Genomic DNA, 24,020 nt, shown 5'->3' with positions numbered 1-24,020 from the left:
CACAGGTGCTTCACCGACCTCATGAGGAGAGACATGCCCGAGAACAGCACGGCCGCCGGCAAGGTTCCGGCCGATTTCTGGTTCGATCCGCTCTGTCCCTGGGCCTGGATGACCTCCCGCTGGATGCTGGAGGTGGAGAAGGTCCGCGATGTCGAGGTCCGCTGGCATGTGATGAGCCTCGCCGTGCTCAACGAGCCCAGGCTCGACGAGATGCCCGAGGAGTACCGGGAGATGATGACCACCCAGGCCTGGGCGCCGGTCCGTGTCGTCATCGCCGCCCAGCAGAAGCACGGCGACGAGATCGTCGGCCCGCTCTACACGGCGCTCGGTACCCGTTTCCACAACAACGGCGAGGGCCCCACCCGCGAGGCCATCGCGGGCGCGCTGGCGGAGGTCGGCCTGCCGGCCGATCTCCTGGAGTACGCCGACTCCGACGCGTACGACAAGGAGCTGCGCGCCTCCCACCAGGAGGGCATCGACAAGGTCGGCCAGGACGTCGGCACCCCGGTCATCGCGGTGCCCGGCGCCGACGGCGAGCAGATCGCCTTCTTCGGCCCGGTGGTCACCCCCGCCCCGAAGGGCGAGGAGGCGGCGAAGCTCTGGGACGGCACGCTGCTGGTGGCGTCGATCCCCGGCTTCTACGAGCTCAAGCGGACCCGCACGCAGGGCCCCGTCTTCGACTGATCACGCGTCTTCGCCGCGGGCCTGCGCCCGGCGCACACGGGTATGGGGGAGCCCCCGCGAGTCATGTCCTCGCGGGGGCTCTCCGTTGTTCCGCCTGCCCGGTGAAGGTTGAGAAGACGATCACGAGGCAGGACGCTCGGGTCTCTCCCGCGACGTCAGGGGGTGAGCAGCAGCACGTCCGCGCGCTCCTTGGCGGCGGCGTAGCGCCGCGCCACGTCCTGCCAGTTGACGACGCGCCACATGGCCTCGATGAAGTCCACCTTCTGGTTCTTGTACTGGAGGTAGAAGGCGTGCTCCCAGGCGTCGAACACCAGGATCGGCACCGAGCCCTGCCCGACGTTGCCCTGGTGGTCGTAGACCTGCTCGACGATCAGCCTGCCGCTGACCGGCTCGTACGCGAGGACGCCCCAGCCGGAGCCCTGCGTGGTGGCCGCGGCCTTCGTCAGCTGCGACTTGAAGCCGGCGTACGAACCGAAGGACTCCGCGATGGCGCCGGCCAGATCGCCCACACCGTCCGCGGCGAGGGGCTCGCCACCGCCGTCGCCGGTCATGTTGTGCCAGTAGATCGAGTGCAGGATGTGGCCGGAGAGATGAAAGGCCAGGTTCTTCTGGAGGCCGTTGATCGCACCCCAGGCCTCCTTGTCGCGGGCCTCTTCCAGCTGCTCCAGGGTGTCGTTCGCACCCTTGACGTACGCGGCGTGGTGCTTGTCGTGATGGAGCTCGACGATCTGCGGATTGATGACCGGTTCGAGCGCCGCGTAGTCGTACGGGAGTTCCGGAAGCGTGTACGTGGCCATGGGTTCGAACCCTCCAACTGCTACCTGGTTGTTATTGCAACTCTGTCGCAATTGCAGGCTAGCAGGAGGAAGCCACGGAGGTGATCAGTCCTTGGTCCTAGGCTCCTGGTGTCGGGAGGACGCCGCGGACGGAGGGGGAGACGACGATGACGTACGTACGGGCGGGGCGCCCCGATGAGGCCGCCGCGCTGACCGCGCTGGCCCTGAGATCGAAGGCGTACTGGGGCTACGACGAGGCGTTCCTCGCGGCGTGCCGTGAAGAACTCGCGGTCCGGCCCGCCGATGTGACCGCCCGGCGTACGGCGGTGGCGGAGCGGGACGGCGGGCTCCTGGGCTTCACCATGCTGGACGGCGACCCGCCGGTGGGTGCCGTCGGCATGATGTTCGTCGACCCGGACACCATCGGGCAGGGCGTCGGCAGGCTCCTGTTCGAGCATGCGGTGGCGCAGGCGCGCCGGCTCGGCTTCGAGGCGCTCACCATCGACGCGGACCCCAACGCCGAACCCTTCTACACCGCGATGGGCGCGGTCCGGATCGGGGTGACCCCCTCGGGCTCCGTACCGGGCCGGGAACTGCCCCTCCTGGAGCTGGATCTGACCTGAGGGCGGCGATGTGTGAAGGTGTGTCCTCTGCCGAGCCGCATACGTACGAGGGGGATGTCGTGAGCCAGGCGCTGTACGGCGAACGGTCCTGGAATCCACTGGCGCAGACCGTGGAGCTGACCGATGAGCACTACCGCAGAGGCGGCAGGACCACACCGCTGTCCGAGCTGAACCTCGGCGCCATGGCCGAGGCGTACCGGCGCGGATGCTGGCTGGGAGGCGGCGGGGCCGAGCGCCCGCTCGACCGGCTCCCCGAGGGTGCGGGAACGGTCCCCGTGACCCGGATCACCGGCACCGCCACCCCGGTGAAGGCGCGTCAGGCGGCGGAGTTCGCCCGCGCGCTGGGAGAGCTGGCGGTACGCCGCTGCGGTGGCCCCGAGCAGGTGGCAGCACTGGCCGCACGCGCCGATGCGGAGGGCGTACCGCTGTGGATCGCCCGCCGGATCGTGCCGGGCCCCGCAGGGCCGGTCGCCGTGGCCGTGGACCGGCGCCTGGTGCGCGTGGACGTCTGGGGCCCACAGGCCCCCGCCGTACGGATACGCGCTCCCCGCGGCTTCCGGCGCGACGCCTCCGGCCCGTCCAAGGGCCTCCGGCTGACCGTCGGCGACACCACGGCCGAGCTCACCCTCACCAAGAAGATGCGCAAGTCGAAGAGCACGGTGGAGGTGCGGCTGCCCGGAGCGCACTGGGTGCTGCGGCGGGAGAACACGACGAGCTCATGGCTGCTGCGCGGCGACCACCGCGTCGCCCTGCTGGGCAGGCCGCCGCGCCGGCCTGCCCACGAGCCGGACACCGTGCTGCGTCCGCTGTCCCCGGTCCGCCACGAGAGCCCCGACCCGCTGGACGCCGTGATGGCCCACGCCTTCGCCGTCGCCTTCGGGATAGGCGACACGACGGGCACGGCACGCTTCCGGGCGGAGCGGTCGCCGTCGAGCGGGGGCGAGCCGATCGCCGCCGACACGGACTGGGACCGCCCCTGGTTCAGCAACCTCGGCAACGACAGCAACGACAACGAACCCGGCGGCGGCGACGGCTGGGGCGCGGACGGCGGCGACGGAGGTGACTCCGGCGGAGGCGACGGCGGAGGTGAGGGTGGCGGCGGTGACAGCGGCGGTGGCGGTGGCGGCGACTAGGCGGTGACAGCGGCGGCGGCGACTAGGCGGCGACAGCGGCGCGATGACCGTCGCGCCGCAGCCCCGGTGCGAGTGACAGGGTGACCGCGATCGAGGCGGCCGCCATCAGGGCGATCGCCGTCGCGGGGGATGACCACTGGGCGGCCGCGCCCGCGAGCGCGGCCGCCACGCCCTGCATGGCGAGCATCCCGGAGGAGTGCAGGCCGAGGGCCTGGCCCGTCATGGCGTCCGGTGTCAGCGCCATCAGGCGTTCCTGGAACAGCAGGCTCGCCGCGAAACCGGTCGAGGCGACAGCCGCGATCACCAGGGCCAGGGGCAGCGCGGGCCGCAGCGCGAACAGCAGGTACGGCGCCGCCAGCAGCAGGAGCAGCGGCGTGCCCAGCCGGCCCCGCCGACGCGTCGGCACGAAGCGGCCCATCACCGTGTCCCCGGCCAGCATTCCCAGCGCCGCGCAGGCGAAGAGCAGCCCGGCCCGGTCCGGCCGGTAGGGCACGAAGAGCGACTCGCAGCCGACGACAAGCCCGTTCGGCAGCCAGAGCGAGAGGTACACGCGCCGCCGCGGCGCCGATGACCACAGCAGCGCGTTGGTCCGCCAGGTCTCGCCCACCGACGGCCGTCCGCCCGCCCGGGGCGGACGGCGTGCGAGGCCGAACCAGGCTGCCGAGGCCCCGGCGGCGTACAGGGCAGCGGCGACGAGCAGCGTGCCGCGCGGGGACAGCACCGCGACCAGGACGCCACCGGCCGCGTAGCCGCAGATCTGCGTGGCACCCGCGCTCATGTTGAGGACCGAACGGCCCAGCAGATACGCGTCCCTGGGCAGCACCTCGTTGAGCAGTCCGTACCGCACCCCGCCCACGACCGCCGCGACGGCTCCCTCGCCCAGGACGATCGCGAAGACCAGCGGCAGCGGCAGCCCGGGCAGGGCCAGGACAGCCGTGCCGATGCCGAAGGCGAGTGCCGCGCAGCTCAGCGCGCCACGCGGCGGGAGCCGGTCGGCCGCCGACATCAGCAGGGTCGCACCGACCAGCTGGGCCAGGGAGGCGCCGAACATGGACAGCGCGGAGAGCAGCGGCGACCCGGTCGTGGTGAAGACGAGGACACCCAGGGCCAGCCCGCTCGTCGTCGAGGCGGCACCCTGCAAGGCGCTCGTCGCGAAGAGGGGCCCGAACTGCGGCACGCGGAACACTTCCCGGTAGGTGAGCATGCCGGGGAGTCTCGGCCAGGGGCGCGCACGGCCGTTACTGTTTCGCACGGAGGCGAAACCATGGGCTGGTGGCAGATCAACGCGGACACCCTGGCCGCCGGCAGGTTCATCGTGTCGGAACTGGCCGAGGCCACCGCGACCCTGCAGTTCCTGGAGTGCGGAGCGGCCACGAACCCCGCGGAACGAGCCTGGTTCGACGCGCACAGGCCCGCCTACCTGGAGCGGCTCGCCGACGATCCCGTCACCGTGCAGCTCGTACGGACCGGTCTCGGCGGCCACTGGAACGCGGACTTCCTCACCCCGACGCCCACCGGCGGAACCACGTTCGCCCAGGACCTGGTCCTGGTGCGCGAGACGTCCCCCGACAGCGCCCTCGCCGACCTGGAGGTTTCCGCCGGCGGCCGGCTCCCGGCGCTGCTCCGCCGTCCCGACCTGCCGCAGAAGGCCGCCGACCTGCTGGAATGGGTGTGGGAGCGCGTCGTGGCCCCGGACTGGCCGCGCCGGCGCCGGAGCATCGAGGCCGACATCGTGGCGCGCGCGGGACAGCTCAGCCAGGGTGGCTGGGCCGACACGCTGGAGAAGATGAGGCCGGGTATGCGCTGGCTGGGCGGCAGCCGGCTCCAGGTCAACCCGCGTGACTACCCGCCGCGTGAACTCGCCGGCGTACGACTGGTGTTCGTGCCTGTCACACCCCGCCAGGGCTGGGTCTCCTGGGATGCGGCGGCGCAGCGGTACGCCGTCGTGTACGCCTGCTCCGGAACCCTGTCGGACGCGGACCGGCCCGCGGTCCCCGACAGCCTCGGCCGGCTGCTGGGGCCCGCACGGGCAGGGGTGCTCGTGCTGCTCGACCACCCCAGGAGCACCACCGAGCTGGTGGCACTCACCGGCCAGGGCCTGGGCTCGGTCGGCCGCCATCTGAAGGTGCTGCATGACGCGGGGCTGGCGGGGCGCCGCAGGTCGGGACGCGCGGTCCTCTACTTCCGTACGGAGGCAGGCGAGGTGCTCCTGCGAGCTCAGCCCCGCTGAGGCCCGGCTGCCCGCGGGTTCAGTTCCGGGCCGGGGCGCCGCGCTCCGCGCGCTTCTGCCGCACCACGCCGGCCACGATCAGCACCGCCGTCAGGGCGCCCGTCGCCAGGAGCTGGTCGCGGGTGTCGGGCTGGCGCAGCATCAGGACGAAGATGCCGGTCATGGCCGCCAGTGCCGCGATCGTCAGGCCGGGGAAGAGCCACATCCGTACGACGAGCCGGTCCGGGGACTCGCGCTCCGTCCGCCTGCGCAGGATCAGCTGGGAGACGGCGATGAAGATCCAGACGACAAGGATCACCGCGCCGATCATGTTGAGGAGCCAGGGGAAGACGTCCTCGGGACGCCAGTAGCTGAGCAGCACGCACAGGAAGCCGAAGACCGATGAGGCGAGCACCGCGTTGCGCGGGACGCCCGACGAGACCTTGCCGAGCAGCTTCGGTCCCTGGCCTCGGGCGACCAGGGAGCAGGCCATGCGCGAGGAGCCGTAGATGTTGGCGTTCATCGCGGAGAGCAGGGCGACCAGGATGACCACGTTCATGATCTCCGCGGCGCCGCCGATGCCGAGGTGGTCGAGCATCGCGTAGAAGGGGCCGACCTCGGCGACCGTGGGGTCGTCCCACGGCACGAGCGTCACGATGACCGCCATCGAGCCGATGTAGAAGACGGCGATGCGCCACATCGCCGTACGCACCGCCATGGCGACGCCCCGCACCGGGTTCTCGGACTCGGCCGCCGCGATCGTGACGGTCTCCAGGCCGCCGTACGCGAAGACCGAGGCGAGCAGGCCGATGATGAGGCCCTCGGAGCCGTGCGGCATGAAGCCGCCGTCCCCGGTGAGATTCGAGGTGCCGGGGGAGTCGGTGCCGGGCAGCACGCCCAGGATCGCGAGGACGCCCAGCACCAGGAAGAGCGTGATCGCGATGACCTTGAGCGCGGCGAACCAGAACTCGAACTCACCGAAGTTCTTGACGGCGGCGAGATTCGTGCCGAGGAAGATCATCATGAACAGGGCGACCCAGGCCCACTCCGGCGTGCCGGGCAGCCAGCCCGTGACGATCTGCGCGGCGCCGATGCCCTCAAGGCCGACGGCGACACAGAGCAGCACCCAGAACGACCACCCGGCGGTGAAGCCGGCCCACGGCCCGATCGCCCGTTCCGCGTGGACGGAGAAGGAGCCGGACGCGGGGTTGGCCGCGGACATCTCGCCGAGCATCCGCATGACGAACATGACCAGCAGCCCGGAGACGCCGTACGCGATGACGATCGAGGGACCGGCAGCTGCGATGCCCGCACCCGAGCCGACGAACAGTCCGGCCCCGATCACCCCGCCCAGGGCGATCATCGACAGATGGCGCTGCTTGAGGCCGTGGGTGAGCGCGGAGTCGGCCGCGGGGGCGGTCGCGTCCGTGGGGGGCGGCGCGGAGGTCCGGGACATGGACAGCTCTGTTCACTGGTCGGGACAGGGGGATGGCCCACAGTCTGGCCATGAGCTCCGGCGACGGGGAACCGCTGTCCGCTATGCGGTCACCGGGCTCACGCATGGTGCGCGTCCGCCTACGGCTTCGCGCGCAACTCCCGTACCCCCGCCACGAGCAGCACGAGCGCGGTGGCCCCCGCCGACCACAGCACCTGTGGACGGGCCGTGTCATCGGTGAGCATCAGCAGCAGGACGCCCACCAGACCGGCCAGGGCCACCCACGTCAGATACGGGAAGCACCACATCCGCAGCGTCAGGGCGTCCGGTGCCTCGCGCTCCAGCCGGCGCCGCAGCCGTAGCTGTGAAGCCGCGATCAGGCCCCAGACGAACAGCAGGACCGCCCCGACCGAGTTGAGCATGTAGAGGAAGACGGTGTCGGGCCACTCCAGATTGAGCAGTACGGAGACGAAGCCGAAGGCGACCGAGGCCAGCACCGCCCGGCGCGGCACCCCGCCCCCGCCGCCCTGCCCGACCGGCACCTTCAGCAGCCCGCGCGGCGCCTCACCGCGCTCGGCCAGCGAGAAGATCATCCGGGACGCGCCGTACAGATTGGCGTTGAGCGCCGAGAGCAGCGCCACGAACACCACGATGTTCATGATCTGCCCGGCCGAAGGCACCCCGACCGAGTCCAGGACCTTCACGTACGGGCTGAGCCCGGCCTGCTGAGCGGTCCACGGCAGCACGGTCACGATCACGAGCATCGAACCGACGTAGAAGAAGAGGATGCGCACCACCGCGCTGCGCACCGCACGTCCCACCGCGCGCGCGGGATCGTCGGTCTCGGCCGCCGCGATCGTCACGACCTCCAGGCCGCCGAAGGCGAACACCACCGTGAGCACACCGGAGACCACGCCGTCCCAGCCGTTCGGCAGGAAACCGCCCTGCCCGGTGAGGTTGGTCAGGCCCACCGGGCCGGTGTCCGGGAGGACCCCGAACACGGCCAGCAGTCCGAGGACCAGGAAGGCCACGATCGCGGCCACCTTGAGCGCGGCGAACCAGAACTCGAATTCGCCGAAGTTCTTCACGGCCGTCAGGTTGGTCACGGTGAACACCACCATGAACAGCAGCACCCAGAGCCACTGATCCACCGCAGGCACCCAGGCGTGGGCGATCTGCGCGGCGGCCGTCGCCTCCACGGCGAGCACCACCACCAGCATGAACCAGTAGAGCCAGCCCACAGCGAAGCCCGCCCAGCGGCCCAGAGCGCGCTCCGCGTGGACGGAGAACGAACCCGACGCGGGCATCGCCGCCGACATCTCGCCGAGCATCCGCATCACCAGCATCGCGAGCGCGCCGGCGATCAGATACGAGACGACGACGGCGGGCCCGGCGACCGCGATCCCGGCGCCCGACCCGACGAAGAGGCCCGCGCCGATCACCCCGCCCAGACCGAGCATCGTCAGATGGCGCTGCTTCAGACCGTGGGCCAGGGGCTCGGACCGTGCGGGGGAGTGCGTGGGGGGCGCGTCGTGCATGAGCTGCGGGTCACTCTCGGATCATTTATGGGGAACCTACAGTCTCACGCTGCGCCCCCTCCGCCCGAACCGAGGACGGCACACACGCCCACCTTCGTGACCAGCATCACCCCGGGGAGTGATTGCGTGATGCTCTTTGTGTGAACCCGACCAAACCCCCAACCACCGGTTTGTGGGCCGCTGATGGTGATCGAGGGATATTCAGTCGGCTAACGTCACCCTCAGCCCGTCCTTGCCTGCCGACCTCACCCGCGGAGTCCCGATGAGTACTGCTGCCGCCCCCGTCCGTTCCGGAGCGGTCCTCGCCGACCTGCTGCCCGCAGTCCGGCACCGCTACGCCGTGGACACGGCGCTGGTCGTCGGCGGTGCCGCCCTCACCGGCATCGCGGCCCAGATCGCCGTGCCCGTCCCCGGCTCCCCGGTCCCCGTCACGGGCCAGACCTTCGCCGCGCTGCTCATCGGCACCGCGCTCGGCGCCCGCCGGGGATTCCTCTCGCTCGCCGTGTACGCGCTCGTCGGCATGGCCGGCATGCCGTGGTTCTCCGAGGGCAGCTCGGGCCCCGGCGGGGCGTCGTTCGGCTACGTCCTCGGCATGCTGCTCGCCGCCACGGTCGTCGGCGGCCTCGCCCGCCGCGGCGGTGACCGCTCCGTCCTGCGCACCGCGGGCACGATGGTGGCCGGATCCCTCGTCATCTACGCGGTCGGCGTGCCCTACCTGGCGCTCTCCACGGGTATGTCGATGGGCGCCGCCGTCGCCGCCGGCCTGGTGCCGTTCCTGATCGGCGACGCCCTCAAGGCCGTACTGGCCATGGGCGCGCTGCCGGCCTCCTGGAAGCTCATCGGGCGCCGCGGCTGACGCCGTCGATGCCGTAGGCACCACCGAAGAGGCTCGCCGGGTCGTGACGCGACACCAGACCGGCGAGCCTCTCGCGTGTCCGGGGCTCGTGCAGGTCCTGACGGGTCCGTGCCGGATCCCCGCCGCCGAAGGCGAAGTTCAGCGAGCGGCCCAGGGCGTACGGCGCGGTCTCCCCGGCCACCTTCACGTACAGCGCCCGTACCGAGGAGACGTCCGTACCGTCCAGCGGTGACAGCAGCCGCAGCAGGAAGCCCGCCTCCCGGTAGGGCACTGCGCTGTCCACGGCGGGCGGTGCGGCCAGGGCGCCGCCCAGGTGGTTGAGCTGGACGACCGTCATGGTCGGGGCCTTCGGGCCGGTCAGCTCCAGTGCCCTCGCCGCAGCCCCCGCGTCCAGGTCGCGGAGCATCAGGCCCTCGCCGTAGTAGGCGTGCGGGAACGGCGGGTCGCTGTGGATGGTGTGGCTCTCGGTGTACGGCATCTCCCGCAGCGAATCGGAGAGCGCGGGCCCGATCGCCCGCAGCGGCGCCACCAGGGCCTCGCCGTCCGCCGCCGACCCGGTGAAGGCGACCCGCACCGAGACCACGTACCGCCCGCGCAGCGGCTCGGGCAGCTGCGGCATGTCGGGGTAGCTCAGCGCCGCGAGCGAGGAGGTGCAGGTCTCCGGCACGGTCCGCGTCCACTCCAGGTAACGCCGCAGCACCTCGGGGGCCCTGTCTCCGTCGAAGGCCAGCGAGCCGCCGTACAGCCGCTCCACGGCCACCAGGCCGATCTCCAGCTCCGTCACGATGCCAAGGCGGTGGCCGCCGCCGCGCAGTCCCCAGAACAGGTCCGGCTCGCTGTCCGGGGTGACATGGCGCGCCACCCCGTCGGCCGTCACCACATCGAGCGAGCGGACGTGGTCGGCGGCGTAGCCGAACTCCCGGGCCAGGATGCCGAGTCCACCGCCCAGTGTGTACGAGACGGCGCCCACACCCGGCGACGAGCCGTTCAGCGGGGCGAGCCCGTGCGGGGCCGCGGCGGCGACGACCGAGGCCCAGGTCGCGCCCGCCCCGATACGCGCGGTGCGGCGCTCCGGATCGACCCGCACGGTGTCCATCCGGCGGGTACGGATCAGTACCCCGCCCTCGACGGGGCCCGGCAGCCCGTGCCCCGTCGCGTGCGCGGCGACGGACAGACCGCGGGCCGCGGCGTCCCGCACCGCGGCCCTGACGTCCTCGGCGCTCGAAGCCTCCACCAGGAGGTCGGGGCGGATGGCGAAGCCGGTCTGGAAGCTGTCGACTGCGGGGATGGCGGTCATGGGGAAGGCTCTCCGTTCGCTCGCGGGATCACGGGACGAGATCTCGGGACGAGGGAGAGCCTTCCGGGTAAACCTGACATCTGCCGTCAGGTATGTGCGGCGGTCACTCGACCGGCGCCGCGGCCTTCCTGCCGCGGGCCTCACGCACCAGCGAGACGGCCACCACGAGCGCAGCGACCAGCAGCGAGAGCAGCACCTGCTCGCGTCCGTCGTCATCGGTCAGCATGTAGACCAGGACGAAGGAGATCATCGCGATCGTCGCCCAGGTCAGATACGGGAAGAGCCACATCCGTACGACGAGCTTCTCGGGGGACTCGCGCAGGATGATGCCGCGCATCCGCAGTTGGGTGAAGCAGATCACCAGCCACACGAAGAGGGCGACCGCGCCGGAGGAGTTCAGCAGGAACGCGAACACCGTGTCGGGCCACTGGTAGTTGAAGAACACCGCGACGAAGCCGAACACGACGGACGAGAGGATCGCCGCCTGCGGCACACCCCGCCCGTTCACCCGGGCGAAGACCTTGGGCGCGTCTCCGCGCTGTCCCAGCGAGAAGGCCATGCGCGAGGCCGTGTAGAGGCCGGAGTTGAGACAGGACAGCACGGCCGTCAGCACGATGACGTCCATGACCTGGCCGGCGTGCGGGATACCGATGGCGTTCAGCGCGGCGACGTACGAACCGTCCTTGACGATCGAGGGGTCGTTCCACGGCAGCAGGGTGAGGACCACGAAGATCGAGCCCAGGTAGAAGATGGCGATACGCCAGATCACGCTGTTGGTCGCCCGGGAGACGGCGCGCTGCGGGTTCTCGGACTCACCGGCCGCCAGTGTCACGATCTCGCTGCCCATGAATGAGAAGACGACCATCAGCACACCCGTGAGGATGGCCCCCGGCCCCTCCGGGAAGAATCCGCCGGCGTCCGTGAGATGGGCGAGACCCGACCCCGCGTTGTCCGCACCCGGCAGGACGCCGAACACGGCGAGCAGACCGACGATGACGAACGCGCCGATCGCCACGACTTTGATCCCGGCGAACCAGAACTCGAACTCGCCGTACGAGCCGACGGAGACCAGATTGGTCGCCGTCAGCACCACCATGACGATCAGGGCCCACGCCCACTGCGGAACGCCCGGTATCCAGCTCTCCAGGATCTTGGCGCCCGCCGTGGCCTCGACGGCGAGCACCACGACCCAGAAGAACCAGTACAGCCAGCCGATGGAGAAGCCGGCCCAGCGGCCCAGGGCCTGGTCGGCGTAGGCGGAGAAGGAACCGGAGCTCGGCCGGGCGACGGCCATCTCGCCGAGCATTCGCATGACAAAGACGACCATCAGGCCGACCAGCGCGTACGACAGGAGAATGGCCGGCCCCGCGGCGGCGATGCCGGCGCCCGAGCCGACGAAGAGGCCCGCTCCGATCACGCCGCCGATGGCGATCATCGAGAGATGGCGGTTCTTGAGGCCGGCCTGAAGGCCGTCCGGGGAGCCCGGCTTGCCCGGCTCGCCGGGCTGTTGGCCCGGGCCGGTCAGCGTCGACTGCGACGTCATGGATCGAATCCTTACGTTTTCTGATCACGTGTGTCGGTGTTGCCTCGGCGGGGGTACCGCCGAGGCAAGGCCACGCATTCAAGCCCGGTCGACACCTGGATCGGAACCCCCTCTTCCGGTCTTTGACCTGATCGTTGCCCTTGTGGCACCGCGCACAGGCCCGGACCTGAACCGGATCCCCGGAACGCCCGGTGGGTCCCGACCCCGCTGACGATTACCCCGCCCTGTCCGTGCCACACTTCGCACCATGCGCGTGTACCTCGGCTCCGACCATGCCGGCTTCGAACTGAAGAACCACCTCGTCGAGTGGCTCACCACCCACGGCCACGAGGCGGTCGACTGCGGACCCCACATCTACGACGCCGAGGACGACTACCCGCCGTTCTGCCTCCGCGCCGCGGAGCGGACGGCCGCGGACGAGGCGAGCCTCGGGATCGTCATCGGCGGCTCGGGCAACGGCGAGCAGATCGCCGCGAACAAGGTCAAGGGCGTCCGCGCCGCACTCGCCTGGAGCGAGCAGACCGCCGCACTCGGCCGTGAGCACAACAACGCCAACGTGGTGGCCATCGGCGGCCGGATGCACACGGTGGAGGAGTCCACCAAGTTCGTCGAGATCTTCCTCGCCACCCCGTACTCCGGCGAGGCACGCCACACCCGCCGCATCGAGATGCTCTCGGAGTACGAGAGCACCGGCGAGCTCCCCCCGATCCCGGCCCACCACCCGCAGCAGGGCTGACCGGCCCCACCCGCGTTCCTCGTGCCGCCGGAGCCGTACGCCCGGCGGCACAAGCGCGTGACGTGACCAGGAGACATGCCGTGCCCGAGGGGCATACGATCCACCGCCTCGCCGCGGACCACCACGAGCGGTTCGCCGGCCGGCCCGTGCGGGTGAGCAGCCCCCAGGGCAAGTTCTCCGAGAGCGCGGCGCTGCTGGACGGCCGGACCTTCACCGGCGTCGACGCGCACGGCAAGCACCTCTTCCTCGGCTTCGAGGGATCGGCCTGGGTCCACATCCACCTCGGCCTCTTCGGCAAGCTCGGCTTCGGTGCGGCCCCGGCGCCGCCGCCCACCGACACGGTCCGGCTGCGCCTGCTCAACGACGCCCACCACGCCGACCTGCGCGGCCCCACCACGTGCGCCCTGATCACCGGGCCCGAGAAGCGCGCGATACACGACCGCCTCGGCCCTGACCCGCTGCGCTCCGACGAGGACGGCGAGCGGGCCTGGCAGCGGATCTCCCGCAGCCGTGTCACGGTCGCCGCCCTGCTGATGGACCAGAAGGTCGTCTCCGGTGTCGGCAACGTCTACCGCGCCGAGGTCCTCTTCCGGCACGGAATCGACCCCTACCGCCCGGGCATGGACCTCGACCGGGGCGAGTGGGACGCGATCTGGGCCGACCTCGGCGCCCTCATGCGCGAGGGCGTACGGAACAACCGCATCGACACGGTCCGCCCCGAACACCTCCCGGAGGCCATGGGCAGGCCCCCGCGGGTCGACGACCACGGCGGCGAGGTGTACGTCTACCGCCGGGCCAGGCAGGCCTGCCACATCTGCGGCACCGAGATCCGCACCGCAGGCCTGGCGGCCCGCAACCTCTTCTGGTGCCCGGCCTGCCAGCCCTCCACGTAATTCCGGGTTCCGGGCACGCGTTTCGAACATATTGTCACCGGGCCCCCCTGCACCGGAGGCCGCCGGGTGGATAAGGTCCCGGCAATGGCCCGTCGCAGAGGAGCAGACAGCTACACCGCCCGGTGGCGGAGATCAGCGCACCGGGCGCGCATCGCGCTGCGCAGGTCCGGCGTCGACTACTTCCGTGGTGACGGGTCCGACTGGATAGCCCTGGTCGGTCTGCTGGTCCTCGTACCCGTCATCACCTGCACCACCCTGCTCAACCCCGTCTGGTCCTCACCGACCGCCCTCGCCCTGCCGATCGTCGCCGGCGGTCTGCTGCTGCGGCCGGCCAGTCTGCTGGGGCTCTACGCGGCCGCGGCCGCCGCTCTGATCGTGGAGTCCATCGCCCTCGGCCCCTACGCGGAAGGGCCTGCCAGGGTCACACCGGGCACCGTCCTGACCGTCGCGGCCTGCGGCTTCTTCGGGCTGGTCCTCGCCCAGTTCAGGGCCAGGGTCGGGGTGCCGTGGCGACGCGGCGGCACGATGCTCTTCGACCTGCGTGAGCGGATCCGGGTCCAGAGCGCCCTGCCACGGCTGCCCGGTGGCTGGCACCGCGAGATGGCGCTCCGCCCGGCCGGCGGCCAGTCCTTCTCCGGCGACTTCGTCGTGGCCGCCCGTACCAACGGCGGACGCACCCTGGAGGTCGTGCTCACCGACGTCTCGGGCAAGGGCATGGACGCCGGTTCCCGCGCCCTGCTGCTGTCCGGGGCCTTCGGCGGTCTCCTCGGCTCCCTGCCCCCGCACGGCTTCCTGCCCGCGGCCAACGGCTATCTGCTGCGCCAGGACTGGGACGAGGGCTTCGCCACCTCGATCCATCTCGTCCTGGACCTGGAATCCGGTGACTACGAGATCCTCTCCGCCGGTCATCCCCCCGCGCTGCAACTGCACGCGGGCAGCGGCCGGTGGGAGGAGAAGGCCGCCGACGGCCCGCTGCTCGGGGTGTACGACGGGGCGGACTTCGACGCGGTGAAGGGCTCGCTGGAGCCCGGGGACGTCCTGATGCTCTTCACGGACGGGCTGGTGGAGGCGTCCGACCGGGACATCGCCGACGGCATCGACCGGCTGACCGGCGAGGCCGACCGGTATGTCGCGACGGGCTTCGAGGGAGCGGCCTGGCATCTGATCGAGGCCTGCGCGAAGGACGTCAACGACGACCGCGCGCTCCTGCTGCTGTCCCGTCGGGCCTGAATCGGGAATCGTACGAAAGCGGTGGAAACCGCACTGACGTCAAGGCAAGGGCCTCACGTCACCACAACGTGAAAGGGCCCGGTGCCGGGTGCGGGACGATCGCCCCGCACCCGAGCCGGGCGGCATCACGCCGCGACCGACACTTTCTCCTGTTCCTCGTCCTTCGCCCGCCCTCCGGGCAGGATCCGGGCGAGCCAGTGCGAGCGTCCGGCGGCCAGTGGTGCGAGGACCGCGAGCACGAGCACATATCCGGCGATGAACGGGGAGAGCCGTTCGTCCAGTCCCGCACCCGCCGCCATGGTGGCCAGGATGAGCGCGAACTCACCCCGGGCCATCAGCGTGGTGGAGATGTTCGCCGCGGGCAGGGGGCCGAAGCCGTACACCCGTGCCGAGAACAGGCCGGAGAGCACGTTCATCGCCACGGTCAGCGCGACCGCTATCAGCACCGGCCACATCACGCTCGGCAGGTCGCCCGGGTTGATGGAGAGTCCGAAGGCGAAGAAGAAGATCGCGCCGAAGGCGTCCCGCAGCGGGTGGACCAGCTTCATGATGCGGTCGCCCGAGCTCGTGCTGCCGAGCATCAGACCGACCATGAAGGCCCCGATCGCGTCCGCGACCCCGAACCACTCGGAGACACCGGCCACGAAGACAGCGGCGCCGAGGAAGGAGATGACCAGCAGCTCGTCATCCCGTGTGTTGATCAGCTTGCTGATGAACTTGATGCCGAAACGGGCCATGAGAGCCAGCAGCAACAGGAAGCCGAAGGCTTTGCCACCGTCCCGCAGGGCGGCGCCGAGACCGTCGGACTGCGACAGGATCGGCTGCAGGGCGGCCAGATAGAGGGCGAGGAAGACGTCGTCGACGACGATGATGCCGAGGATCGGCTTGGTCTCCGGGCTGTTGAGCCGCTTCGTGTCGACCAGGATCTTCGTGACGATCGCCGAGGACGAGATGCCGATCACACCGGCGAGCACCAGCGCCTCGGAGTTGCCCCAGCCCAGGACGAAGCCGAAGCCGAGGCCGGCGCCGACGTTGAGGATCAGATAGACGGTGCCCGCGAGCACCATCTTGCGGCCGCCCGCTTTGAGGTCGTCGAGGTGGAACTCGAGCCCCAGGTAGAAGAGCAGCAGCACAAGACCGAGTGCGGAGAGCATCTCGAGGTCGTGCGGGTCGTCGAGAAGAACGACCCCGGGCGTGTGTGCGCCGAGCAGGATCCCGGCGAGGATGAACAGGGGGATGGTCGGCAGCCCGATACGGCCGCCGAGGCGGGCGAGGACGGCGGCGGCGAGGAAGGCGCCCCCCATGGCGATGAGCGTGTCTGCGTGTCCGATGAGCCCGTCTCCTTCGTTCGGTCAAGAGTGCGTCAAGGAATCGTCAGTAATTAGTTTACCGAACGATTCGGGGTGCATCTGTTGACCCGTCGAAATGTCGCTCCGCGGGGGGTACGGTCGGCCCATGACGAGCCCGGATCTGACGCTGCCCCAGGTGGAGGCGATCGCCCGCGAGGCCCATCGCCGGCAGACCGACAAGGCGGGGCGCCCGTACGCGGAACATCTGGCCGCGGTGGCCGAGGGCGTACGGATCCGGGGCGGCAGCGAGCAGCAGAGGGCGGCCGCCTGGCTGCACGACGCGATCGAGGACGGCGCGCTGTCACGGCAGTGGCTGGAGGAGGCCCCGCTTCCCCTGCGGGTAAAGGAAATGGTCCTCGCCGTCACCAAGCGGGACGGCGAGGACCTCGTCGCGTACACCGGGCGGATTCTCGCCACGCCCGGGGCGCTGTTGATCAAGGAGTCGGATCTGGCGCACAACGCGGACCCGGAACGGCTCGCGGTCCTGGAACCGGCGACCCGTACCCGGCTGACCGCGAAGTATGCGCAGGTGCGCGGCCTGTTGGGGCTCGACGGGGGAGTCGGGCCCACCGAACGGCGGGATCAAGCCAACCCCGCGGACGGCTGACGTCCCGAGGGGGCCGGCCTCCGGCGGGAGGGGCCGATCCGGACAGGCTCAGCGCTTGGCGGGGTTCCGGCGGAACGCCCAGCTCATGTCCGGCTCGGTCGCGAAGCGCAGGGCGCGGCGGACCGGCGGGGTGCACAGCAGGGTCACGACGACGGCCGCGGTGACGGACACGACGATCAGGCCCAGGGGGCCCGAGAGCCACTCGTAGCGGTCGAACAGGCCCGCGTAGGAAGCGCCCTTCACCAGGAAGCCGTGCAGCAGGTAGCCGCAGATCGTCCCGGCGCCCAGCACGGTGAACCACATGGGGCGGCGCGGGACCCAGGCCAGGAAGGCGATCGTGAGCAGCAGTGCGCAGCCGAACATGGCCAGGGTCATCACGGGACCCGTCCACCACTGGAAGTCCATCTCCTGGGCGCTGTTGCTGCGGTAGAACCAGCCGAGCTGCATGCGCGGCGCCGTCCAGTAGGCGAAGACCAGCGCCCCGGCGACCAGCGGAATCGCCAGCATCCGCACCTCACGGCGGCGCACCAGCTGGAAGTGCTCGGGCTTCAGCAGCAGGCCGAGCACGAAGAACGGCAGGAGCTGGCAGACGCGCTGCAGGTCCAGGTCGTCGCCGATGTCCGGCGTCAGCGAGGCCAGCGCGGCGATCGCGAGGGCGATCGGCAGCGGGTGGCGCAGCGACTGCCAGATCGGTGTGGTGACCCGCCAGATGAACAGGGCGATCAGGAACCAGGTGAGGAACAGCGGGTCGAGCAGGGTGATGGGTGTGTCGTCCACGCCGCCGGCGTACCGCCTGAAGAGCGAGTACGCGGTCTCGAAGAGCACGTAGGGCACGACGACCCCGGTGATGAGGCGCTTCACCTTGGCCGAACTCATGTCGAACGACCGCGAGAAGTAGCCCGACACCAGGATGAACGCCGGCATGTGGAACGTGTACACGACCATGTACAGCGCGCGCGTCGTGCGGCTGCCGTCCATCACCGGCTCCCAGGCGTGGGCCACGGCGACGAGCACGATCGCGAGGTACTTCACATTGTCGAAGTACGCGTCACGGTGCTTGGCCGGCTTGGGTGCCGCACCACCGGCCGGAGCGGCCTCGGCGGCGGGGGAGGGGGCATCCGTGCCGGTCAGGACCTGCTCGTGTCTTGGCTCCGACTCCCGGCTCTCCGGGGTGATCGGGGCCCTCTGGATTTCGCTGGGAGCTTTAGACATCTCATGCACCTTAGACCCGTCGATCCGTACGCGTAAAACTCTCAAGGGATATCGCGTGTTCCCGGCCATTCGAAAATGAAACCGTCGAAAACCGCCCGTTACGTAGTGATTCATCCGTCTTAAATGGGGCATATCGGCGGGCGGTTGAGGGGAGTGAATTTCATCGCACGAACGTCCGGCGAATCGCCGTGAATGAAGTGTGGGGATATGGAAACGGTCACATCGATCGATATGCGAACTGCCCTGCGCACAGCAGGCGCACAGTTTTAGGTCCGGCCCGCGCCCCTGCACCGCCCCTGCCCCTGCGTGCGCCGGATCACGCCACGGTGCGCGCGGGGGGTACGCGGGCGCGAGGATGGCGCGATCCGGTCATGTCTCTTCATCACCCGGCAGCAGGCACAGGGGAGTTGGTGGCACGATGGAAGCGACGGAGGTGTGCTGGTCGCACGCCACCGGGCCGGCAAGGCGGACCGACCAAGGGTGTGATCAGTCGTGGCCATTTCACTGTCTGTGGTGCTGATGCTGGGGATCGTCCTGGTGGTGCTGATCCGCGGTGGATCCATCAAGGGAGGCCCGGCGGTCGTCGCCGTGCTCTTCGGCTTCTTCCTGGCCTCGACCGGCATGGCGCCCTCGATCAACAGATTCATGAACTCGATAGCCGACACGATCAACCAGATCAGCTTCTGAGGGACACCCCGAAGCCCGGCCCGGCGGCTCCGTAGCCGGGCCGGGCTCGTTCCGCGCGTCCGCGCACGGGCCGCGCGTCCGCGCACGGGAAGACGGATCGATGGGCGGGGACCCCGGAAACGCTTCAGGGCCGGGCGGAGGAAAACCTCCGCCCGGCCCTGAGCCGTTGGAGCGGGCGACGGGAATCGAACCCGCGTAGCTAGTTTGGAAGACTAGGGCTCTACCATTGAGCTACGCCCGCAAGCACCGCACCGCAGGTCCGTGGACCGCGGTACGCACAGCATCGTAGCGGGTCGGGGGAGGTGCGCGCACACCCGTATCGGTGTGCCCCCATGGCGGTCCCCGGGCCCCCCTCCGCGAAACGGCCGACGTGGTGCGCTTCTGCATGTACCCTACGTGTCGCACCGACGGGGTGTGGCGCAGCTTGGTAGCGCGTCCGCTTTGGGAGCGGAAGGTCGTCGGTTCGAATCCGGCCACCCCGACCACCAGCAAGATCGCATTGTGGGAGTCCTCCCCCTTGCCGTTACTATGCAAATTGCGTGCCCGTGTGTCTGATGTACCGGGCTCGATCCGCGAAGCCGCCTCTCGGCGGCCCAGCAGAACCCCAAGAAGTCAGCCACCAAGGAGACCGAACCGTGAAGAGCGCCGTGGAGACCCTGAACCCGACTCGGGTTCGGCTCAGCATCGAGGTGCCCTTCGAGGAGCTCAAGGACAGCCTCGACGCGGCGTACAAGAAGATCAACCAGCAGGTCACGGTGAAGGGCTTCCGTAAGGGCAAGATCCCCAACCGCGTCATCGACCAGCGGTTCGGCCGTGGTGCTGTTCTGGAGGAGGCCGTCAACGACGCCCTCCCGAAGTTCTACACCGAGGCTGTCAACGAGGGTGAGCTCAACGTTCTGGGCCAGCCCGAGGTTGACATCACCGAGCTCAAGGACGGCGACCTGCTGGCCTTCACCGCCGAGGTGGATGTCCGTCCCGAGATCGAGATTCCGGACTACTCCGGTATCGAGGTCACCGTGGACGCACTCGAAGTCAGCGACGAAGACGTCGACAAGGCCGTGGAGCAGCTCCGTGAGCGCTTCGCCTCGACCAACCCGGTCGAGCGCGCCGCCGCCGACGGCGACGTCGTGACCATCGACCTGGAAGCCAAGGTCGACGGAGAGATCCTTGAGGACGGCGTGGCCGCCGGTGTCTCGTACACCATCGGCTCCGGCGAGCTCCTCGAAGGCATCGACGAGGCCGTGACCGGCCTGGAGGCAGGTGGCGAGGCCACCTTCACCTCCGAGCTGAAGGGCGGCTCCGCCGAGGGTAAGGAGGCGGAGGTCACCGTCAAGGTCACCGCCGTCGCCTCCCGCGAACTGCCTGAGCTGGACGACGACTTCGCACAGATGGCGAGCGAGTTCGACACGCTCGCCGAGGTCCGCGAGGACAGTCGCAAGCGCCTGGAGAGCACCAAGCAGTACGACCAGGCCACCCAGGCCCAGGAGCGTGTGCTCGAGGAGCTGCTCAAGCTGGCCGAGGTCCCGATCCCCGAGAAGCTTCTCGCGGACGAGGTCCAGACCCGCAAGCACAACCTGGAGCACCACCAGCTCGGCCAGATGGGTCTCGACCTCGAGAAGTACCTCGAGATCCAGGGCAAGACCCTGGAGGAGTTCGAGAACGAGACCTCCGAGCAGGCAATCAAGGGCATCAAGACCCAGTTCATCCTGGACGAGCTCGTCAACAAGGAGAAGCTGAACGTCAACCAGGAGGAGCTCACCGAGCACCTCATGCGGCGCGCGCAGTCCTCCGGTATGAGCCCCGACCAGTTCGCCCAGGCCGTCGTCGAAGGCGGCCAGGTGCCGATGCTCGTCGGCGAGGTCGCCCGCGGCAAGGCGCTCGCCGTCGTCGTCGAGGCCGCCAAGGTCGTCGACACCAATGGTGAGGTCGTCGAGCTCGAAGACGATGAAGACGCGGCAGAGGCAGCAGACGCAGCAGGCGCAGCGGACGAGGCCACCGAGACGGCCGAGGCCGTCGAGGGTGCCACCGACGCCGCCGACGAGAAGAAGGACGAGAAGAACGAGGCCTGAGCCTCGCTCCGCTCGTTGATCTGATCCGCACGACGGGCCCCGGACGCTGATGTCCGGGGCCCGTCGTCGTGTCGGCCCGCCCTCGGGAACCCTTGTGCCCGCTGCTCACCTTGCGCTCCCAGCGAACAGTTGGGGAAGCGGGATGGCGTTGTCCCACCTGCGCGTTAGGGTCCATGAAGAGGAAGGGTCGGGTAGTCCCGGCCCACCCCGGTACGAAGACGCTGAGACGGCCGGAGCCGTCAGAGACGAGCAGGTGGATACGTGACGAATCTGATGCCCTACGCCGCCGGAGAGCCGTCCCTCGGTGGAGGCCTCGGTGACCAGGTCTACAGCCGACTGCTCGGCGAACGCATCATCTTCCTCGGTCAGCAGGTCGACGATGACATCGCCAACAAGATCACCGCACAGCTTCTGCTCCTTGCCGCGGAACCCGACAAGGACATCTACCTCTACATCAACAGCCCCGGCGGCTCGGTGACGGCAGGCATGGCGGTCTACGACACCATGCAGTACATCCCGAACGACGTGATCACCATCGGTATGGGCATGGCGGCCTCGATGGGCCAGTTCCTGCTCACCGGTGGCACGGCGGGCAAGCGCTTCGCGCTCCCGAACACCGACATCCTCATGCACCAGGGTTCGGCCGGCATCGGCGGTACGGCGTCGGACATCAAGATCCAGGCGAAGTACCTGCTCCGCACGAAGACGCGAATGGCGGAGATCACCGCCCACCACTCCGGCCAGACCGTGGAGACGATCATCCGCGACGGCGACCGCGACCGCTGGTACTCCGCGGAAGAGGCCAAGGAGTACGGCCTCATCGACGAGATCATCTCGGCCGCGTCGGGCATCCCGGGCGGCGGCGGCACCGGCGCCTGATCCGGGCGTGCACCACCCCGCACCCTCTCGTACGCCGAGACCTCCAGCCCACATGAACGCCACCAGGATGGTGAACACCCACATGAACAACCTCTCCGGCGCCTCAGCGAGCGGCCTCTACACCGGCCCGCAGGTGGACAACCGCTACATCGTCCCCCGTTTCGTGGAGCGGACCTCGCAGGGCACGCGTGAGTACGACCCGTACGCGAAGCTCTTCGAGGAGCGCGTGATCTTCCTCGGCGTCCAGATCGACGACGCCTCGGCCAACGACGTCATGGCGCAGCTGCTGTGCCTGGAGTCGATGGACCCGGACCGTGACATCTCGATCTACATCAACAGCCCCGGCGGCTCGTTCACCGCGCTCACCGCGATCTACGACACGATGCAGTTCGTGAAGCCGGACATCCAGACGGTCTGCATGGGCCAGGCCGCCTCCGCCGCCGCCGTCCTGCTGGCTGCCGGCACCCCGGGCAAGCGCATGGCGCTCCCGCACGCCCGTGTGCTGATCCACCAGCCGTCCTCGCAGACCGGCCGTGAGCAGCTCTCCGACCTGGAGATCGCGGCCAACGAGATCCTGCGGATGCGCACCCAGCTCGAGGAGATGCTGGCCAGGCACTCCACGACCCCGCTGGAGAAGATCAGCGAGGACATCGAGCGCGACAAGATCCTTACCGCCGACGACGCACTCGCGTACGGTCTGGTGGACCAGATCGTGTCCACCCGTAAGACCACCGCAGGCGCGTCCGTCTGACGTCGGTCTTTCCCCTTGGCACAGTCCACCCGCACGGCCTCGGCCGTGTGAACCGTGCCAAGGGGGGCCCGAACGGGGGGCCAGGCAAGGTACCGTCGGATAGAGGCACCAGGAGCCGCTGAACCAGGCTGCTCCCAGGCGAAGGGGAAGCACCTCGTGGCACGCATCGGAGATGGCGGCGACCTGCTCAAGTGCTCGTTCTGCGGAAAGAGCCAGAAGCAGGTGAAGAAGCTCATCGCGGGACCCGGTGTGTACATCTGCGACGAGTGCATCGATCTCTGCAACGAGATCATCGAGGAGGAGCTCGCAGAGACCTCCGAGGTGCGGTGGGAGGAGCTCCCCAAGCCGCGCGAGATCTACGAGTTCCTCGAGGGGTACGTCGTCGGGCAGGAGCCCGCGAAGAAGGCCCTCTCGGTCGCTGTGTACAACCACTACAAGCGGGTCCAGGCCGGGGAGAACGGCGGCGGCGCGAATCGTGACGACGCCATCGAGCTGGCCAAGTCCAACATCCTGCTGCTGGGCCCCACCGGCTCGGGCAAGACGCTCCTCGCGCAGACGCTGGCCCGGATGCTCAACGTCCCGTTCGCGATCGCGGACGCGACGGCGCTGACGGAGGCCGGCTATGTCGGTGAGGACGTCGAGAACATCCTGCTGAAGCTGATCCAGGCCGCCGACTACGACGTCAAGAAGGCCGAGACCGGCATCATCTACATCGACGAGATCGACAAGGTCGCCCGCAAGAGCGAGAACCCGTCGATCACGCGCGACGTATCGGGCGAGGGCGTCCAGCAGGCCCTGCTGAAGATCCTGGAGGGCACCACCGCCTCCGTACCGCCGCAGGGCGGACGGAAGCACCCGCACCAGGAGTTCATCCAGATCGACACGACGAACGTGCTGTTCATCGTGGGCGGTGCCTTCTCGGGCCTGGAGAAGATCATCGAGTCGCGGGCCGGCGCCAAGGGCATCGGCTTCGGGGCCACGATCCGCTCCAAGGTGGAGATCCAGGCGAGCGACCAGTTCCAGGAGGTCATGCCGGAGGACCTGGTGAAGTTCGGGATGATCCCCGAGTTCATCGGCCGCCTCCCGGTGCTGACCTCGGTCCACAACCTGGACCGCGAGGCACTGCTCCAGATCCTGGTCGAGCCGCGTAACGCCTTGGTGAAGCAGTACCAACGACTGTTCGAACTCGACGGTGTGGAGCTGGACTTCGAGCGCGAGGCGCTCGAGGCCATCGCCGACCAGGCGATCCTCCGCCAGACGGGAGCGCGTGGTCTGCGCGCCATCATGGAAGAGGTCCTGCAGTCCGTGATGTACGACGTCCCGTCCCGCAAGGACGTGGCCCGCGTCGTCATCACCCCGGACGTCGTCCGCAACAACGTCAACCCGACCCTGGTCCCGCGTGAGCCGCGCACGATCGGCAAGAACGACGACGACGGCCGCCACGAGAAGTCCGCGTAGCGGCAGCACCCCGCATACGCGAGAGGGGGGGGGGCGGCCCGCGGCGGGGGGCCGC

Annotated in this window: 22 protein-coding genes and 2 tRNA genes; 15 read left to right on the top strand and 9 right to left on the bottom strand. The window is 69.7% G+C overall.

The features are described 5' to 3' along the window. Positions 1-33: 33 nt before the first annotated feature. Positions 34-684 (top strand): DsbA family protein, encoded by a 651-nt coding sequence (locus AB0C75_RS00120; RefSeq protein WP_362885504.1) that lies wholly within the window; start codon positions 34-36, stop codon positions 682-684. Between the two features lie 155 nt (positions 685-839). Here AB0C75_RS00120 and AB0C75_RS00115 read toward each other — a convergent pair whose 3' ends face one another. Further along, the gene (locus AB0C75_RS00115; RefSeq protein ID WP_362885503.1) at positions 840-1,481 is read right to left on the bottom strand and encodes a superoxide dismutase; all 642 of its coding nucleotides are present in this window, start codon (positions 1,479-1,481) and stop codon (positions 840-842) included. 146 nt (positions 1,482-1,627) lie between these two features. On the opposite strand from AB0C75_RS00115, the gene AB0C75_RS00110 reads away from it, so the two are divergent. Beyond that, positions 1,628-2,083 carry a GNAT family N-acetyltransferase gene (locus tag AB0C75_RS00110; protein WP_362885502.1) on the top strand — a complete coding sequence of 152 codons (456 nt, stop codon included), beginning with the start codon at positions 1,628-1,630 and terminating at the stop codon, positions 2,081-2,083. A gap of 59 nt (positions 2,084-2,142) precedes the next feature. After that, on the top strand, positions 2,143-3,216 hold the full coding sequence (locus AB0C75_RS00105; protein WP_362885500.1) for a hypothetical protein: 1,074 nt from the start codon (positions 2,143-2,145) through the stop codon (positions 3,214-3,216). 22 nt (positions 3,217-3,238) lie between these two features. Here AB0C75_RS00105 and AB0C75_RS00100 read toward each other — a convergent pair whose 3' ends face one another. Then, complete coding sequence (locus AB0C75_RS00100; protein ID WP_362885498.1) at positions 3,239-4,420, bottom strand: MFS transporter; 1,182 nt, start codon at positions 4,418-4,420, stop codon at positions 3,239-3,241. 60 nt (positions 4,421-4,480) lie between these two features. On the opposite strand from AB0C75_RS00100, the gene AB0C75_RS00095 reads away from it, so the two are divergent. Next, positions 4,481-5,446, top strand: a complete 966-nt coding sequence (locus AB0C75_RS00095) for a winged helix-turn-helix domain-containing protein (RefSeq protein WP_362885496.1) — start codon at positions 4,481-4,483, stop codon at positions 5,444-5,446. A 19-nt stretch (positions 5,447-5,465) separates the two neighbouring features. Here the strand turns inward: AB0C75_RS00095 and AB0C75_RS00090 are convergent, their stop codons facing one another. Beyond that, positions 5,466-6,881, bottom strand: coding sequence for an amino acid permease (locus tag AB0C75_RS00090; RefSeq protein WP_362885495.1), 1,416 nt, complete (start codon positions 6,879-6,881; stop codon positions 5,466-5,468). A 119-nt stretch (positions 6,882-7,000) separates the two neighbouring features. Next, positions 7,001-8,398: an amino acid permease gene (locus AB0C75_RS00085; RefSeq protein WP_362885493.1), complete on the bottom strand. Its 1,398-nt coding sequence runs from the start codon at positions 8,396-8,398 to the stop codon at positions 7,001-7,003. Positions 8,399-8,660: 262 nt separating this feature from the next. Here AB0C75_RS00085 and AB0C75_RS00080 point away from each other — a divergent pair, with 262 nt between their 5' ends. Then, positions 8,661-9,254 (top strand): biotin transporter BioY, encoded by a 594-nt coding sequence (locus AB0C75_RS00080; RefSeq protein WP_362885491.1) that lies wholly within the window; start codon positions 8,661-8,663, stop codon positions 9,252-9,254. Here AB0C75_RS00080 and AB0C75_RS00075 read toward each other — a convergent pair. Beyond that, positions 9,235-10,551, bottom strand: coding sequence for an FAD-binding protein (locus tag AB0C75_RS00075; protein WP_362885490.1), 1,317 nt, complete (start codon positions 10,549-10,551; stop codon positions 9,235-9,237). The genes AB0C75_RS00080 and AB0C75_RS00075 overlap by 20 nt on opposite strands. Before the next feature lie 103 nt (positions 10,552-10,654). Continuing rightward, positions 10,655-12,094: an amino acid permease gene (locus AB0C75_RS00070; protein WP_362885488.1), complete on the bottom strand. Its 1,440-nt coding sequence runs from the start codon at positions 12,092-12,094 to the stop codon at positions 10,655-10,657. Positions 12,095-12,341: 247 nt separating this feature from the next. Between AB0C75_RS00070 and AB0C75_RS00065 the strand changes: the two genes are divergently transcribed. From AB0C75_RS00065 to AB0C75_RS00055, 3 genes are all read left to right on the top strand, one after another. Next, positions 12,342-12,830, top strand: a complete 489-nt coding sequence (locus AB0C75_RS00065; RefSeq protein ID WP_362885486.1) for a ribose-5-phosphate isomerase — start codon at positions 12,342-12,344, stop codon at positions 12,828-12,830. An 80-nt stretch (positions 12,831-12,910) separates the two neighbouring features. Further along, entirely contained in the window at positions 12,911-13,723 is an 813-nt protein-coding gene (locus AB0C75_RS00060; protein ID WP_362885484.1) for a DNA-formamidopyrimidine glycosylase family protein, read from the top strand. Between the two features lie 84 nt (positions 13,724-13,807). Next, on the top strand, positions 13,808-14,953 hold the full coding sequence (locus AB0C75_RS00055) for a PP2C family protein-serine/threonine phosphatase (RefSeq protein ID WP_362885482.1): 1,146 nt from the start codon (positions 13,808-13,810) through the stop codon (positions 14,951-14,953). A gap of 125 nt (positions 14,954-15,078) precedes the next feature. Here AB0C75_RS00055 and AB0C75_RS00050 read toward each other — a convergent pair whose 3' ends face one another. Continuing rightward, entirely contained in the window at positions 15,079-16,257 is a 1,179-nt protein-coding gene (locus AB0C75_RS00050) for a cation:proton antiporter (protein ID WP_362885480.1), read from the bottom strand. A gap of 151 nt (positions 16,258-16,408) precedes the next feature. On the opposite strand from AB0C75_RS00050, the gene AB0C75_RS00045 reads away from it, so the two are divergent. Then, positions 16,409-16,909 (top strand): HD domain-containing protein, encoded by a 501-nt coding sequence (locus AB0C75_RS00045; protein WP_362885478.1) that lies wholly within the window; start codon positions 16,409-16,411, stop codon positions 16,907-16,909. Positions 16,910-16,957: 48 nt separating this feature from the next. On the opposite strand, the gene AB0C75_RS00040 is transcribed toward AB0C75_RS00045, so the two are convergent. Then, positions 16,958-18,121 (bottom strand): acyltransferase family protein, encoded by a 1,164-nt coding sequence (locus AB0C75_RS00040; RefSeq protein WP_362885477.1) that lies wholly within the window; start codon positions 18,119-18,121, stop codon positions 16,958-16,960. Between the two features lie 492 nt (positions 18,122-18,613). On the opposite strand from AB0C75_RS00040, the gene AB0C75_RS00035 reads away from it, so the two are divergent. Next, the gene (locus AB0C75_RS00035) at positions 18,614-18,808 is read left to right on the top strand and encodes a hypothetical protein (protein WP_124276493.1); all 195 of its coding nucleotides are present in this window, start codon (positions 18,614-18,616) and stop codon (positions 18,806-18,808) included. A gap of 167 nt (positions 18,809-18,975) precedes the next feature. Here AB0C75_RS00035 and AB0C75_RS00030 read toward each other — a convergent pair. After that, positions 18,976-19,049 (bottom strand) — tRNA-Gly (locus tag AB0C75_RS00030). A gap of 167 nt (positions 19,050-19,216) precedes the next feature. On the opposite strand from AB0C75_RS00030, the gene AB0C75_RS00025 reads away from it, so the two are divergent. From AB0C75_RS00025 to clpX, 5 genes are all read left to right on the top strand, one after another. Beyond that, positions 19,217-19,293, top strand: a tRNA-Pro gene (locus AB0C75_RS00025). Positions 19,294-19,443: 150 nt separating this feature from the next. Continuing rightward, positions 19,444-20,877, top strand: coding sequence for a trigger factor (tig, locus tag AB0C75_RS00020; RefSeq protein WP_362885476.1), 1,434 nt, complete (start codon positions 19,444-19,446; stop codon positions 20,875-20,877). A gap of 273 nt (positions 20,878-21,150) precedes the next feature. Beyond that, positions 21,151-21,756, top strand: coding sequence for an ATP-dependent Clp protease proteolytic subunit (locus tag AB0C75_RS00015; RefSeq protein WP_362886122.1), 606 nt, complete (start codon positions 21,151-21,153; stop codon positions 21,754-21,756). Between the two features lie 67 nt (positions 21,757-21,823). Continuing rightward, positions 21,824-22,507, top strand: coding sequence for an ATP-dependent Clp protease proteolytic subunit (locus AB0C75_RS00010; protein ID WP_362886120.1), 684 nt, complete (start codon positions 21,824-21,826; stop codon positions 22,505-22,507). Positions 22,508-22,663: 156 nt separating this feature from the next. After that, positions 22,664-23,965 (top strand): ATP-dependent Clp protease ATP-binding subunit ClpX, encoded by a 1,302-nt coding sequence (gene clpX, locus AB0C75_RS00005; RefSeq protein WP_362885475.1) that lies wholly within the window; start codon positions 22,664-22,666, stop codon positions 23,963-23,965. The last annotated feature ends 55 nt before the right edge of the window (positions 23,966-24,020 follow it).

The sequence above is a fragment of the Streptomyces sp. NPDC048565 genome (assembly GCF_040650935.1).
Taxonomy (GTDB): domain Bacteria; phylum Actinomycetota; class Actinomycetes; order Streptomycetales; family Streptomycetaceae; genus Streptomyces.
This window is presented reverse-complemented; position numbering and strand designations above follow the sequence as displayed.

Coding starts and splice junctions, on each gene's coding strand:
- AB0C75_RS00040 (WP_362885477.1), bottom strand. CDS start 18,121: ATGTCTAAAGCTCCCAGCGAAATCCAGAGGGCCCCGATCACCCCGGAG.
- AB0C75_RS00080 (WP_362885491.1), top strand. CDS start 8,661: ATGAGTACTGCTGCCGCCCCCGTCCGTTCCGGAGCGGTCCTCGCCGAC.
- AB0C75_RS00075 (WP_362885490.1), bottom strand. CDS start 10,551: ATGACCGCCATCCCCGCAGTCGACAGCTTCCAGACCGGCTTCGCCATC.
- AB0C75_RS00065 (WP_362885486.1), top strand. CDS start 12,342: ATGCGCGTGTACCTCGGCTCCGACCATGCCGGCTTCGAACTGAAGAAC.
- AB0C75_RS00100 (WP_362885498.1), bottom strand. CDS start 4,420: ATGCTCACCTACCGGGAAGTGTTCCGCGTGCCGCAGTTCGGGCCCCTC.
- AB0C75_RS00055 (WP_362885482.1), top strand. CDS start 13,808: ATGGCCCGTCGCAGAGGAGCAGACAGCTACACCGCCCGGTGGCGGAGA.
- AB0C75_RS00010 (WP_362886120.1), top strand. CDS start 21,824: ATGGTGAACACCCACATGAACAACCTCTCCGGCGCCTCAGCGAGCGGC.
- AB0C75_RS00085 (WP_362885493.1), bottom strand. CDS start 8,398: ATGCACGACGCGCCCCCCACGCACTCCCCCGCACGGTCCGAGCCCCTG.
- AB0C75_RS00070 (WP_362885488.1), bottom strand. CDS start 12,094: ATGACGTCGCAGTCGACGCTGACCGGCCCGGGCCAACAGCCCGGCGAG.
- AB0C75_RS00045 (WP_362885478.1), top strand. CDS start 16,409: ATGACGAGCCCGGATCTGACGCTGCCCCAGGTGGAGGCGATCGCCCGC.
- AB0C75_RS00115 (WP_362885503.1), bottom strand. CDS start 1,481: ATGGCCACGTACACGCTTCCGGAACTCCCGTACGACTACGCGGCGCTC.
- AB0C75_RS00095 (WP_362885496.1), top strand. CDS start 4,481: ATGGGCTGGTGGCAGATCAACGCGGACACCCTGGCCGCCGGCAGGTTC.
- AB0C75_RS00050 (WP_362885480.1), bottom strand. CDS start 16,257: ATGGGGGGCGCCTTCCTCGCCGCCGCCGTCCTCGCCCGCCTCGGCGGC.
- AB0C75_RS00110 (WP_362885502.1), top strand. CDS start 1,628: ATGACGTACGTACGGGCGGGGCGCCCCGATGAGGCCGCCGCGCTGACC.
- AB0C75_RS00090 (WP_362885495.1), bottom strand. CDS start 6,881: ATGTCCCGGACCTCCGCGCCGCCCCCCACGGACGCGACCGCCCCCGCG.
- AB0C75_RS00120 (WP_362885504.1), top strand. CDS start 34: ATGCCCGAGAACAGCACGGCCGCCGGCAAGGTTCCGGCCGATTTCTGG.
- AB0C75_RS00015 (WP_362886122.1), top strand. CDS start 21,151: ATGCCCTACGCCGCCGGAGAGCCGTCCCTCGGTGGAGGCCTCGGTGAC.